Annotated in this window: 11 protein-coding genes; 9 read left to right on the top strand and 2 right to left on the bottom strand. The window is 64.0% G+C overall.

Going from position 1 to position 12,728, the window contains the following annotated elements:
• Nucleotides 1–102 precede the first annotated feature (102 nt).
• Nucleotides 103–1,209: a hypothetical protein gene (locus NYE40_RS14950; RefSeq protein WP_339278615.1), complete on the bottom strand. Its 1,107-nt coding sequence runs from the start codon at nt 1,207–1,209 to the stop codon at nt 103–105.
• A 121-nt stretch (nt 1,210–1,330) separates the two neighbouring features.
• Nucleotides 1,331–1,567 (bottom strand): DUF2626 family protein, encoded by a 237-nt coding sequence (locus tag NYE40_RS14945; RefSeq protein WP_028597029.1) that lies wholly within the window; start codon nt 1,565–1,567, stop codon nt 1,331–1,333.
• A 266-nt stretch (nt 1,568–1,833) separates the two neighbouring features.
• Between NYE40_RS14945 and NYE40_RS14940 the strand changes: the two genes are divergently transcribed.
• The 9 genes from NYE40_RS14940 to NYE40_RS14900 all read left to right on the top strand — a co-directional run bounded on the left by NYE40_RS14940 (nt 1,834) and on the right by NYE40_RS14900 (nt 12,682).
• Nucleotides 1,834–2,478 (top strand): RsfA family transcriptional regulator, encoded by a 645-nt coding sequence (locus NYE40_RS14940; RefSeq protein WP_028597028.1) that lies wholly within the window; start codon nt 1,834–1,836, stop codon nt 2,476–2,478.
• Between the two features lie 1,066 nt (nt 2,479–3,544).
• Nucleotides 3,545–4,684: a 2-dehydropantoate 2-reductase gene (locus NYE40_RS14935; protein WP_339278614.1), complete on the top strand. Its 1,140-nt coding sequence runs from the start codon at nt 3,545–3,547 to the stop codon at nt 4,682–4,684.
• A gap of 26 nt (nt 4,685–4,710) precedes the next feature.
• Nucleotides 4,711–5,103 (top strand): DUF3397 domain-containing protein, encoded by a 393-nt coding sequence (locus tag NYE40_RS14930; protein WP_028597026.1) that lies wholly within the window; start codon nt 4,711–4,713, stop codon nt 5,101–5,103.
• Nucleotides 5,104–5,215: 112 nt separating this feature from the next.
• Nucleotides 5,216–6,865: a bacillithiol biosynthesis cysteine-adding enzyme BshC gene (bshC, locus tag NYE40_RS14925; RefSeq protein WP_339278613.1), complete on the top strand. Its 1,650-nt coding sequence runs from the start codon at nt 5,216–5,218 to the stop codon at nt 6,863–6,865.
• A gap of 34 nt (nt 6,866–6,899) precedes the next feature.
• Nucleotides 6,900–8,165, top strand: coding sequence for an adenosylhomocysteinase (locus NYE40_RS14920; RefSeq protein WP_153783828.1), 1,266 nt, complete (start codon nt 6,900–6,902; stop codon nt 8,163–8,165).
• Nucleotides 8,166–8,421: 256 nt separating this feature from the next.
• Nucleotides 8,422–8,859, top strand: a complete 438-nt coding sequence (gene mraZ / locus NYE40_RS14915; RefSeq protein ID WP_028597023.1) for a division/cell wall cluster transcriptional repressor MraZ — start codon at nt 8,422–8,424, stop codon at nt 8,857–8,859.
• Between the two features lie 75 nt (nt 8,860–8,934).
• Nucleotides 8,935–9,894: a 16S rRNA (cytosine(1402)-N(4))-methyltransferase RsmH gene (gene rsmH, locus NYE40_RS14910; protein ID WP_153783827.1), complete on the top strand. Its 960-nt coding sequence runs from the start codon at nt 8,935–8,937 to the stop codon at nt 9,892–9,894.
• Nucleotides 9,895–10,000: 106 nt separating this feature from the next.
• Complete coding sequence (locus tag NYE40_RS14905; RefSeq protein WP_194843377.1) at nt 10,001–10,378, top strand: septum formation initiator family protein; 378 nt, start codon at nt 10,001–10,003, stop codon at nt 10,376–10,378.
• 45 nt (nt 10,379–10,423) lie between these two features.
• Entirely contained in the window at nt 10,424–12,682 is a 2,259-nt protein-coding gene (locus tag NYE40_RS14900) for a penicillin-binding transpeptidase domain-containing protein (protein WP_240478897.1), read from the top strand.
• Nucleotides 12,683–12,728: the final 46 nt, after the last annotated feature.

The raw sequence follows: 12,728 nt of genomic DNA, 5'->3' as shown, positions 1-12,728 counted from the left end.
TGCGGCCAGGCCGGAGCGGCACAGGCATGCCCATCTCAATAAAAAGGCCGTTTCCGGCGTCGCAGACGCTTGCGGAAACGGCCTTTTTGGCGTTGTTTTGAGCTATAGGGAAAACTTGAAGCGAAGGAGCAGCTCATGCTCTTGAATCTGAACGGAATCGACGCGCACGAACGAGATGAACTTGCTTGGATAAAAGCCGAGATTGAACGACTGCTCCAGCTCGTCGATCGTCGACTGCGGCAGGTCCAGGCCATTGAAGCGCAGTCCGTCAATGCGGAAGCGGATGCCGTTTTTCGGCTTCTCGACAAGCTCGTAGCGGCCGATCGCCTCCAGCTCGAGCTGTCCCTCGCTGCCGCTGGCGACGACCCGTCCGTCCTCGAAGGCGAAGCGGAACGAGGCGAGCGCGGGGTCTTGCTCCTGCAGGAACCGGTTCAGCGTTTCGTCGGGCATCGTCAGCGTATAGCCACCGGCGTCGAGCTTCAAATGCTCCGGATGCTCCTTCAGCCAGTCGGGCAGCCGGTTCATCGCCTTCGCGAGCGCCTTGAAATAGGAGCGCAGCTTTTCCCGTCCCTCGGACTCCCACAGCTGCTGGACCGAGCCGATCCGGCTGCGCGTCGCCTCCGGATCGTCGCTCGCCGCGATTTCCCGCTCCAGCTGCTGCCGCAGGCCGTCCATCTGGCTCCGCCGCTCCGTCAGCTGCCGCTCCAGCGCCGCCAGCTCGCTCCGTTCCCGGCTCAGCCGGGCGAGATCCGCGCGCAGCCGCTCGGAGCGCTCGCGGTAGTCGGCGATTTTGACGCGGTCGCCGCTCACGACCAGCTCGATCAGATCGAGCGTACGCAGCAGGTCGCCCAGGCTGCGCACATGCAGCAGCGCTCCGAGCAGCTTTTCCTGCTTGCCCATATAGTAGCTTGCCAGCGACTCGCCCGCCTGCCGCTTCCGCTCTTGGAGCTGCGCTTCCTGCCGCTGAAGCTGTCCCGACGAGTCGTCGATCCGCTGCTGGAGCTGAAGCCGGTTCGTCTGGATGCGGCCCAGCTCCTGGTCGATCTCGACGATGCGCAGGCTCATCTCGAGCAGCTGCCGCTGGGCGTCGGCGCTGCCGCCGCCGGAGGAAGCGGCCGGGGCGGAGGCAAGCGCATGCGCCGGCAGCTGCGCGAGCGCGATCAGCAAGACGAGCAGGCTCGCCAGACGGGCAGGGAATGATTTCGGCATCGGTGTCAGACGGCCCTCCCCTCTTGTCCGGTTGTCTTCTACCCTATGCCCCGGCAGCTCCCGGAATGCAAACAACCGCCGGGCGCAAGGCCCGGCGGTCGGTCGCTTGAAGCATGTCGGATCAGAACGGAAGGTCCATCTTGAAGATGGTCCAGTAGCTGAAGCCCAGGAAGGTCAAGATCATGTAAGCCCAGAACATCAGTATGTACGTACGCTCCGTAAAGTTCAGGTAGCCCAGGAAGAAGAAGGCGATAGCCTGGAAGAAAAACAGAAGCGAAAACTCGGTCATATGTCCTGCAAATGCCATGAGGGCGATCACCAGACACCAGAAGCCGAGTACGCGAAACATGCGCGCCATGAGACGAATCCCCCTCTCGTTACGACCAGATAATATGCTAAAGAACATTATAGCGTTTTGGTCAAATACTGTAAACCGCTTTCCCGGACAACCCGGACTGAAATTCGCCATTCCGTTCTTCGCCCTTATCCTTGCCCCGGGAGGAGGATCTTATGTATGAGGCGCACCTTTATTGGATATACATTTTAGTATCAATAGATTCTATGAACTCCTGGGAGGGCATAGAGTGGAAGAAAGCGCGTTATCGCGAGGAGGTTGTAGCGAGAATGACAGCAGTCAGGCAAGATGCATGGAGCCCGGAGGACGACTTGATCCTCGCCGAGGTGACGCTGAGACATATTCGGGAAGGGGGAACCCAGCTCGGAGCCTTCGAGGAGGTCGGAGAGCGGATATCCCGCACCCCCGCGGCATGCGGCTTCCGTTGGAACAGCTGCGTGCGCAAGCGGTACGAGGAGGCGATCCAGCTCGCCAAGCAGCAGCGGCAGAAACGGAATTATTTGAAGAAGCAGACGGCGGTCGCCTCGCATGTCTCGGCCGTGGCGGAGCAGGACGTCCGCTCGAGCCGCTCGGAGGAATCCGGGTTCGGCGAAGAGACGGTCGCCATCGAGGCCGTCATCCGGTACCTGAAGCAGTGGAAAGCGACCTACAGCGACCTGCAGCGGCAGATCAGCCGGCTCGAGAAGGAGCTCAAGCTTCGGGACGACGAGCTCTCCGGGTTGAGGGAGCTGAACGACAAGCTGTCGACCGACGCGAACCACGCGCAGCTCGACTACCAGTCGGTGAACGACGATTACAAGATGCTGATCCAGATCATGGACCGGGCGCGTCGGATGACGGTCTTGAACGAAGAAGAGGAGACTCGTCCCCGGTTCAAGATGGATGCGAGCGGAAACTTGGAGCGGATCGAATGAGAGCGGGGCGGCAGTCGACTTCGGAAGAAGGCGGCTGCCGCTTTTTTGCGCCTTGTTTGAGCATTGCCGGCGGGGAGCAGGCTGCTGCGCTGCGCGAGCCTAGCCAAGCTGTCAAGAGGACGAACAAGGCGCTGCGCGAGCCTAGCCGCGAGCCGAGTCTTATGGGACGAATAGGCCGCTGCGCGAGCCGAGCCTTTCTCCGATTCCACTGGAAGCCGGATGCCCTGATTTTCTGACCTCCTATGCGGAGGCCATCCGTCTTCCAAGAGGACCGCTGCCGCTTCTCCGAAAGGCATCGTCTCGCTTCGCTCCCTTCGTCCCGGCGCCCGCCTCCCCCCCTTTTTTTGGGGGGAGGGGAGCGTCTCCCGCATACCCGGGAGACGGCAATGCTCATTCGCGCTCATCGCCTGACCACGCTATGAAGTAAAGCCAACAAGTCGAAAAATCGAGTTAGTTGGAAGGCGCTAGCGTCGCAACGCTCGGAGTTGCGCGGAAAAACCGAGTAACTTGGGTACGCAGAAGGGGGAACGGGCGGAGTTGCGCGGAAAAACCGAGTAACTCGGGTACGCAGAAGGGGGAGCGGGCAGAGTTGCGCGGAGAAACCGAGTAACTCAGGTACGCAGAAGGGGGAGCGGGCGGAGTTGCGCGGATAAACCGAGTAACTCAGGTACGCAGAAGGGGGAGCGGGCAGAGTTGCGCGGAAAAACCGAGTAACTCAGGTACGCAGAAGGAGAAACGGGCAGAGTTGCGCGGAAAAACCGAGTAACTCGGGTACGCAGAAGGGGGAACGGGCGGAGTTGCGCGGGATCAAGAAGCTTTTGAGAGTTCTGGAGAATGCGATTTAAGGGATCTGGACCCAAGGAGATCGGAACGATCCCCGGCCCCGTGAAGCGGGGGGCGATCTCCGGCCTGCCGCCCCGAAAAGCGGGTTGCGGTCCCGGCCTGCGATGTCGGCTCCGCGAAGCGGGGCCGTTTCAATCCCGCTTTCCGGTCGAGCGTCCCATTTTGTGCTGTCCAAGCCTCCCGTCCTTCTGCTAAAATGCCCCTGTGAAGAAGGAGGATGACGATGAAGATCGAGATCATCGGAGCCGGAGCCGTCGGGCTGCTGCACGGGGCGAGGCTGGCGCTCGGCGGCGCGCAGGTGCGGATGCTGACGCGCGGCAAGGAACAGGCGGAGCTGCTGGCGCGGGAAGGCATCCGCCTCAGCCGAGGCGGGGAGGCGCTTGACGTCGCGGTCGAGGCGTCCGCGCTGCAAGACGCGGCAACGGCAGAGGCCGAGGCGTCCGCGCTGAATGATGCGGCAACGGCAGAGGCCGAGGCGTCCGCGCTGAATGATGCGGCAACGGCAGAGGCTGAGGCGTCCACGCTGCATGACGCGGCAACGGGAGAGGCTGAGGCGTCCGCGCTGCATAAGGTGGCAATGGCTAGAGGCGAAGCGTCCGCGCTGCAAGACGCGGCAAAGGCTGAAGCAGGCCGGAACGAGCGCGAAGGGCGCTGGCATGTGCTGGCGGTCAAGCAGACGGCGCTCGGCCCGGAGCTGCTGCGGCAGCTGGCGGCGCTGCTGCGGCCCGGAGACAGCCTGCTCTGCCTGCAGAACGGAATCGGGCATCTCGAGCAGCTGGCGCTGACGCTGCCGGGAATCCGCCTTTATGCCGGCGTGACGAGCGAGGGGGCGCTGCGCGTCGGCGCGCGCGAGGTTGTCCATGCCGGGGCGGGCGAGCTGCATTACGGCCCGGCGCCGGGAGCGGACGGAAGCGCCTCCGCGGACCCGCTGCTCGCCGGTTGGAGGGAAGCGCTGCAACGGGCAGGAATCGCCGCTTTTTTGTCGAATGACGTGGAAGACCGCATCTACCGGAAGCTTCTCCTGAACGCCGTCATCAACCCGCTCACCGCGCTGCTCGACGTTCCGAACGGCCGGCTGCAAGAGCATCCGCAGGGCAGCCGCCTCATGAAGGCGCTGCATGAGGAGAGCCTCTCGATCCTCGTGAGCGCTGGCTTCGCCGCGACGGGCGAGGAGTGGGAGCGGCTGCTGGACGTATGCCGCAGGACGGCCGCCAATACGTCGTCGATGCTGGCCGACGTCCGGGCCGGCCGCCCGACGGAGATCGCCAGCATCAACGGGGAGCTGGCGCGCCTGGCGGCACGGCACGGCGTGCCGGCGCCGCTGAACGAGGCGGCCGCGGCGCTGGTGCATGCGCTCGAATGACGCTCCAGAGAGGTCAGGTGAAGCCTATGTTTCTTTGGGACCTGTTGAAGACGATCTACGCCGTGCTGGCCGCGGCGCCGTTCCTCCCGTTCGCGGCCGTCTATCTCGGCAGCCGCATGCTGACGGGCGACAAGGGCCGGTCGTTCCGGCTGGCGATGGATGTCACGACGCTGCTGCTCATCGGCTGCGTGGCGGTGCTGTTCAACCGCGTCTTCTCCAACTCTTTCGGCTTGTACGGCATCCTGCTCCTGATGCTGCTCGGAGGCGGCCTCATCGGCAATCTCCAGCATCGCAAGCGCGGCGAGATCGACGCGGCCAAGGCGTTCCGAGCCGTCTGGAGAGCGGGCTTTTTCGTCATGGGCTTCCTCTATGTGGTGCTGATGGCGACCGGCATCACGCAGCATCTGCTGAGGCTGTAGCCCGGCCGGCGCCAATCTGTTATACTTTCAGTTACGGTTTTGACGGTCGTACCGTCATTGTGTACAATCGTAGCGAAAGAATGGTAGGATCTCGGGGAGGCCGATTCGGGTCATGGACATCGTTCGAATGGAGCTGCCTTTCGGGCAGCCCCTTGCAGATGCATACATACAGCGCCGCGACCCTGCGCTGGAAGAGCTGTTCGGCCATCATCCGGCCGACGGCTCCTCCTGGCGCAGGCGGCTCGATTATTTGAACGGCTCGGCCGATCGGCGCGCCGGCAGCCGCGAGCTGGCCGGCGCGCTGCGCGCTTTCCAGCAGCCGCTCGGCATCTCGGAGGCGGCCGAGCGGAATTTGGAGCGGCTCGCGGACGGCGCTCCCGTCGTCGTCGGCGGCCAGCAGGCCGTCCTATGGACCGGGCCGCTCATGATCCTTTATAAGGCGGTGACGATCCTGCAGGCCGCCGAAGCCGCTTCCAAAAGGCTCGGGGTGCCGGTCGTGCCGGTATTCTGGATCGCGGGCGAGGACCATGACTGGGACGAGGCTTGCCTCGCCTGCCTGCCCTCGCCGGTGGACGCGCCGGAACTCCGGCGGCTCTCCATGCCGCGTCCGCCCGGCCCAGCGACGTCGGTCAGCCGCACCCGGCTCGGCGGCTCCGACCTCGAGGCCGCGCTGGCCGAGCTGGAAGCGGGGCTCGCCGACACGCCGTTCAAGCCGGAGCTGCTGCGCTCGCTCCGCGCCCGGGCGGCCGCCTGCGCGACGCTGACCGAGCTGTTCGCGGCGCTGCTGACGGACTGGCTCGGAGAGTCCGGCTTGCTGCTTGCCGACGCCGACCATCCGGCGCTTCGCCGGCTGGAAGGGCCGATGTTCCGGCGGCTGGCGGAATCGTCCGGCGAGCTTGCCGCAGCGTACGCCGCCTCGACCCGCCGGGTCGAGGCGCTCGGCTACAAGGCGCAGGCCGAGGCGGCGGAGGACGCCGCCAACCTGTTCTTGTTCGCGGAGGAGCCGCGCGCCGGCGAGCGGCTGCTGCTGCAGCGCGCCGGCGGACGCTTCCGCGACCGCCGCGGCCTCGTGTCGCTGAGCGAGGCCGAGCTGCTGGAGCTGGCCGAGGCGCATCCGGAGCGGCTGAGCAACAACGTGCTTACCCGTCCGCTCATGCAGGATTATTTGTTCCCCGTCCTTTCCACCGTGCTCGGACCGGGCGAGATCGCCTACTGGGCGCAGACGGCCGAAGCGTTCGGACGGCTCGGCATGCAGATGCCGATCGTCACGCCGCGCCTGAGCTTCACGCTGCTGGAGCCGCATGCCGTCAAGACGATGGCGCGGCATTCGCTGCAGCTGGAGCAGGTGCTCGCCGGTCTCGGCGGCGTCAAGGCGGAGCTGCTCGACCGGCAGGGAGCGGCGGATATCCGCGGCGGCTTCGAGCAGGCGCTGCAGGCGATGCGCGAGGCGTATCGGCCCGCGCTGGCGCTGGCGGCCGGACAGGAGCGCGGCCTGGAGGAGCTCGGCCGGACGAATTGGGAGCGGATCGCGCGGGAAATCGGCTACATGCAGGCCAAAACGCTGCAGGCGCTCGAAAGCCGCGAGCGGACGGAGCTGGAGCGGCTGGCCGGGCTCGAGCTGTCGGCCGTGCCGGAAGGCCGTCCGCAGGAGCGGGTGCTGGCGGCGGTCTATTTCATGAACCGCTATGGAAGAGGCTGGCTGGACCGGCTGCTGGCGGAGCCGTACGAGCCCTGCGCCAAGCACGGCGTCATGCGGCTCTGATCGAGGGAAACCACTGAAGAAAAGAGGCAGATCAATGAGCGTGAAAGCGAAGGAAACGAGCATCGTGGCCGATAGGAGCCTCGCTGCGGAAGGCAAGCTGAAAATCGACTGGGTGCAGGCGCATATGCCGGTGCTGAACCAGATCCGCGAGCAGTTCGAGAAGGAGCAGCCGTTCAAGGGACTGAAGGTGTCGATCTGCCTTCATCTGGAGGCGAAGACGGCCTATCTGGCCAAGGTCGTACAGGCCGGCGGAGCGGAAGTGACGATCACCGGCAGCAACCCGCTGTCCACGCAGGACGACGTGTGCGCGGCTCTCGTCGAGGACGGCATCACGGTGTTCGCCAAGTACAACCCGGATCCGCAGGAGTTCAAGCAGCTCATGGTGCGCGCGCTGGAGAGCAAGCCGGACCTCATCATCGACGACGGCGGCGACTTCGCGACGATCCTGCATGCCGAGCGCCCGGATCTGATGGAGAATCTGCGCGGCGGCGCGGAGGAGACGACGACCGGCATCATCAAGCTCAAGGCGCTGCAAAAGGAAGGCACGCTCAAATTCCCGATGGTCGCCGTCAACGACGCCTACTGCAAGCATCTGTTCGACAACCGCTACGGCACCGGACAGTCGGCCTGGGACGGCCTCATCCGCACGACGAACCTGATCGTGACCGGCAAGACGGTCGTCGTCGTCGGCTACGGCTGGTGCGGCAAGGGGGTCGCGATGCGGGCCAAGGGACTCGGCGCGAACGTCATCGTCACCGAGGTCGACGCGATCAAGGCCGTCGAAGCCCATATGGACGGCTTCCAGGTAATGCCGATGGCCGAGGCCGCCAAGCACGGCGACATGTTCATCACCGTGACCGGCAACAAGTACGTCATCAACGGCGAGCACTATCCGCAGATGAAAAACGGCGCGATCCTCGCCAATGCGGGCCATTTCGACGTCGAGTTCAGCAAGCCGGACCTGGCCGCGCTCACCAAGGAGATCCGCACGGTGCGCAAAAACATCGAGGAATACCGGCTGCATGACGGCCGCTCGATCTACGTGCTCGCCGAAGGCCGTCTCGTCAATCTCGCGGCCGGCGACGGCCATCCGGCCGAGATCATGGACATGACGTTCGCGCTCCAGGCGGTCGCGCTCAAGTATGTCAACGACAGCTACAAGGAGCTCGGCCCGGGCGTCGTCAGCGTCCCGTATGAGCTCGACGAGCGCGTGGCGCGCACGAAGCTGGAGGCGCTCGGCATCCACATCGACGCGCTTACCGAAGAGCAGAAGCAGTACCTGGACAGCTGGTCGTCGTAAGAGGATCCTGCCGAACGTGAAGCCAGACGGCTTAGCCGTCTGGCTTTTTCGCGCTTTTCCGACATTTGAATTTGCGATGCCGATAGACGACTCGCGGCCGCAGAAAGTTTTATCGGACCCGTGAAAAAAGGGACAAAAAGATTATGAAAAACGTCCTCATCTAGCAGGAAAAGGACGCGATACGCCGAATACCAATTCCCGAGTGGGAGAAAGTGGGGCAAAGTGGAGCATTGGGGGAAGGGAGTGGGGCAAGCCTATGTTTCTGGGAGAGCATCAGCACAGCTTGGACGACAAAGGCCGCCTTACGATTCCTGCCAAGTTCCGCGAGCATCTCGGCCCGGCTTTCATCGCGACCCGCGGCTTGGACAACTGCCTGTTTGTGTATCCGATGGAAGAGTGGAAGCAGCTTGAGCAGAAAATTCGCCAGCTCCCCCTCATGAAGGCGGACGCGCGAGCGTTCAGCCGTTTTTTCTTTTCGGGAGCGGTCGAATTGGAGCTCGACAAACAGGGAAGGGTAAATTTGCCCAATCACTTGACGGAGTATGCGAAGCTGGAAAAGGATTGCATGGTGCTCGGCGTGTCGAGCCGGGTCGAAATCTGGAGCAAGCCGCTGTGGGAAGGCTACTACGAGCAGTCGGAGGAAACTTTCAACGAGATCGCGGAGAAGCTGGTGGATTTCGACATTCAATTCTGATTCACATCATTCAATTTGGATTAAGGATCGAACAGTCACCAAGGTCAGTCACCAAGGGATCAGGAGGAACAGACATTGTTTCATCACATTACGGTATTGAGAGAAGAAGCCGTGGACGGCTTGGCGATCAAGCCGGACGGCATCTATGTCGACTGCACGCTCGGCGGAGCCGGGCACAGCGAGCTGATCGCCTCGAGGCTCGGCCCGGGCGGCCGGCTGATCGCGTTCGACCAGGACGATTGGGCGCATGAAAATGCCCGCGTCCGGCTCGCTCCCTATCTCGATCGCGTGACGCTCGTGCGCAGCAACTTCCGCTATTTGCAGGAGCAGCTGATGCTGCTGCCCGAGGTGCCCAAGACGAACGGCGTTCCGCAGGTCGACGGCATCCTGTTCGATCTCGGCGTGTCCAGCCCGCAGCTGGACGAGGCTGAGAGAGGCTTCAGCTACAACCATGACGCTCCGCTCGACATGCGGATGGACCGGGAGTCGGAGCTGACCGCGCATGAAGTCGTCAACACGTGGGACGAGAAGGAGCTTGCCCGCATTCTGTTCGTGTACGGCGAGGAGAAATTCTCCCGGCAGATCGCGCGCGCCATCGTGAAGAAGCGCGCCGAGGGCGACATCTCGACGACAGGGGAGCTGGCGGAGCTGGTCAAGTCCGGCATCCCTGCGGCGGCGAGGCGCACGGGCGGCCATCCGGCCAAGCGCAGCTTCCAGGCGCTGCGGATCGCGGTCAACGACGAGCTCGGCGCGGAGGAGGAAGCGCTGGAGCAGGCCGTCGCCTGCACGGCGCCGGGCGGCAGGATATCGGTCATCACGTTCCATTCGCTCGAGGACCGGATCTGCAAGCAGCTGTTCGCCGGGCATCTCGCCCGCTGCACATGCCCGCCCGATTTTCCTCAATGCGTCTGCGGCAACAAAGGCGTGCTGAAGCTCGTGACGCGCAAGCCGGTGCTGCCGTCGGAGGAGGAGCTGGAGGCGAATCCCCGCTCCCGCTCGGCGAAGCTGAGGGTGGCGGAGAAGCTTGACGCCTGAGGCTGCCCCAAGCAAGAAATCTCGAACCTAGAACCGACCCAACAAAAATTCGATGCCCGATCATCATGCCGGCAGATCAGATGAAACCGCAGGAGGGGAGCCCGCTTTGGCTTACACGAATGGCAATTTGGCTTTGCAGCCCAAACGAAAACCGCAGCAGCAGCCGGTAAAGGAAACGAAACGAGTCGTCAAGGTCCGGAGGACGATCCCGCCGAGGGAAATGCTGCGCTACATGGCGTCTGTGCTGGCGGTCGTCAGCGTGCTCGTGCTGATCCTGTTCCGCTACGCGCAGGATTACCGGATGGAGCTCCAGATCAAGGAGCTGAACTCCAGCTACAAGCAAGCGGCCGTCGAAGTCAAAGTGCTGCAGGGCGAAGTGGCCAAGCTGTCCGATCCCGCCGTCATCGCCAAAAAAGCGAAAGAGCTCGGCATGACTCCAGCCGGAGCGGACAAGGCGGACGAAGGCCAAGAAACAGGGCGGTAAGCGATGAAGGCGAACCATGCTTTTCAAACCGTAAAGCGGATCAAAATGCGTACCGTCGTTGTCGGAGGGCTTATTACCCTCCTTTTTCTTATTCTGCTGAGCCGGTTGTTCTGGGTCCAGGTCGTGAAAGCGGACTTCTGGCTGGACGAGGCGAAAAAGATCTGGACGGCCCAGGACACGATTCCGGCCGAGCGGGGCACGATCAGCGACCGCAACGGCACGCTGCTGGCGATGAACATCCCGGCCTATTCCGTCGTCGTCGATCCGAAGATGCTGGACAAGGTCGGACTGGCCGCGGAAGCGTCTCAAGGGCTGGCCAAGGTGCTCGGCAAGCCGGAGGCGGAGGTGCTGCAGCAAGCGACCTACCGCAATGACAAGGGCGAGCTCGTGCAGTACCGCATGCTCCGTCCGCAGGGCTATCAGATCGACAAGGCGAAGGCCGACGAGGTGCTGGCGCTGCGCAAGGCGCTCGCCGAGAGCTACAAGAAGCGCACGGGCAAGACGCTGCGCGAGGGCTCGGTCGGCATCGTGCTCGAGGAAAGCTCGAAGCGCTACTACCCGAACAATTTTCTCGCGGCGCATGTGCTCGGCTATATGAACAAGGAAGGCCAGCCGGTCACCGGCCTCGAGGCGGGCTTCAACGACCTGCTCAAGGGCCAGGACGGCAAGATCGTCTACGAGAAGGACGGCAACCGCGTCCAGGTGGCGAGCGGCAGGGCCGAGGTGCAGCCGGCGGTGAACGGCGGCAAGCTGAAGCTGACGCTCGATGCCGAGATCCAGAACTTCCTGCAGGACGCGATCCAGAAAGTGTACGACGAGTACAAGCCGGAGAGCGTCACGGCGATCGCCGCCGATCCGAACACGATGGAGATCCTCGGCATGGGCAGCCTGCCTTCCTACGATCCGAACGACTACTCCAAGTACAAGGTCGGCAATTTCTACAACCATGCGGTCAGCTCGCTGTACGAGCCGGGCTCGACGTTCAAGATCGTGACGCTGGCGAGCGCGGTGCAGGAAGGCGTGTTCAACCCGAACGCCACCTATAAGTCCGGCTCGATCAAAGTGCCGGGCAACACGGTGCGCGACATCCGCCGCGGCGGATGGGGCGAGATCAGCTATCTGGAAGGGCTCAAGCGCTCCTCCAACGTCGCCTTCGTCAAGCTCGGCTACGAGATGCTCGGCAAGGAGAAGCTCGTCGACTACATCGAGAACTTCGGCTTCGGCAAGCGCACCGGCGTCGAGCTCGGCAACGAGTCCAGGGGCGTGCTCAACATCATCTATCCGTCCGACGTCGCCCGCGCGACATTCGGCCAGGGACCGGTGGCGGTGACGCCGATCCAGCAGGTCACGGCCGTCGCGGCCGTCGCCAACGGCGGCAAGCTGATGAAGCCGCATATCGTCAAGTCGGTCGAGGATCCCAAGACCGGCAAGGTGACGGAGACGAAGCCGGAGGTCGTGCGGCAGGTCATTAGCGCCGAGACGTCGCGCAAGGTCGGCGAGTACCTCGAGCAGGTCGTCTCCGACAAGGAGATCGGCAGCGGCAAAAACGCGGCGATCGCCGGCTACCGCATCGCCGGCAAGACCGGCACCGCGCAAAAGGTCGTCGGCAAAGGCTACTCGTCGGATAAATACGTCGTCTCCTTCATCGGCTACGCGCCGGTCGAAAATCCGCGCATCGTCGTCTACGTGCTCGTCGACTCGCCGAACAACCCGATGGTCGGCGGCGGCACCGTCGCGGCGCCGGTGTTCAAGGAAATCGTCGGCAACAGCCTGCGCTACATGGGCGTCAAGCCGTCGGTCGAGACGACGGCCTCCTCCGGGCAGGCGGCGCTGACCGTGCCCGACCTGAAAGGGCTCGGAGCGGCCGAGGCGCAGGCGGAGCTGAAGAAGCGCGGCCTCGAGTCGAAGCTGGTCGGCAAAGGTGCGAAGGTGCTGCAGCAGATGCCGCCGGCCGGAGCGGTGCTGGCGGAAAAGCAGCGCGTCTACCTGCTCACCGAGAAGGAGAGCGAGCTGGCGCTGCCGTCGCTCGCCGGACTGTCGCTGCGGGACGCGCTGCAGCTCTGCTCCTCGGCCGGCAAGCGCTGCGTCACCGAGGGCGAAGGCTATGTCGTCGCTCAGAGCGATGCGCGCCTGAACGGCGAGCCGGTCGTCAAGCTGACGCTGAAGCCTCCGGGCGAGGCGGCGGCCGAGTCCGCCGACGGAAGCGCCGCAGACGCGGCAGCGGACGGCGAGAAGAAGCCGAAGGAAGGCTCTGCGGATACGGAAACAGCCGGCAGCGGGCCGGACCGGTCGCCAGGAGGCTGAGCGGCCGCGGCTCTGCGGCTCGCGAGGTCGGGCCGGGGCCTGGCCT

The sequence above is a fragment of the Paenibacillus sp. FSL W8-1187 genome, from assembly GCF_037965485.1.
GTDB lineage: Bacteria > Bacillota > Bacilli > Paenibacillales > Paenibacillaceae > Paenibacillus_O > Paenibacillus_O pasadenensis.
Note: the sequence above shows the minus strand (reverse complement) of the source record. Positions and strands in the feature narration are given on the sequence as shown.

Bases quoted from the DNA above. Each gene is read 5' to 3' on its own strand.
- bshC (WP_339278613.1), top strand. From the start codon at position 5,216: ATGGACATCGTTCGAATGGAGCTGCCTTTCGGGCAGCCCCTTGCAGAT.
- mraZ (WP_028597023.1), top strand. From the start codon at position 8,422: ATGTTTCTGGGAGAGCATCAGCACAGCTTGGACGACAAAGGCCGCCTT.
- NYE40_RS14935 (WP_339278614.1), top strand. From the start codon at position 3,545: ATGAAGATCGAGATCATCGGAGCCGGAGCCGTCGGGCTGCTGCACGGG.
- NYE40_RS14900 (WP_240478897.1), top strand. From the start codon at position 10,424: ATGCGTACCGTCGTTGTCGGAGGGCTTATTACCCTCCTTTTTCTTATT.
- NYE40_RS14940 (WP_028597028.1), top strand. From the start codon at position 1,834: ATGACAGCAGTCAGGCAAGATGCATGGAGCCCGGAGGACGACTTGATC.
- NYE40_RS14950 (WP_339278615.1), bottom strand. From the start codon at position 1,209: ATGCCGAAATCATTCCCTGCCCGTCTGGCGAGCCTGCTCGTCTTGCTG.
- NYE40_RS14920 (WP_153783828.1), top strand. From the start codon at position 6,900: ATGAGCGTGAAAGCGAAGGAAACGAGCATCGTGGCCGATAGGAGCCTC.
- NYE40_RS14930 (WP_028597026.1), top strand. From the start codon at position 4,711: ATGTTTCTTTGGGACCTGTTGAAGACGATCTACGCCGTGCTGGCCGCG.
- NYE40_RS14945 (WP_028597029.1), bottom strand. From the start codon at position 1,567: ATGGCGCGCATGTTTCGCGTACTCGGCTTCTGGTGTCTGGTGATCGCC.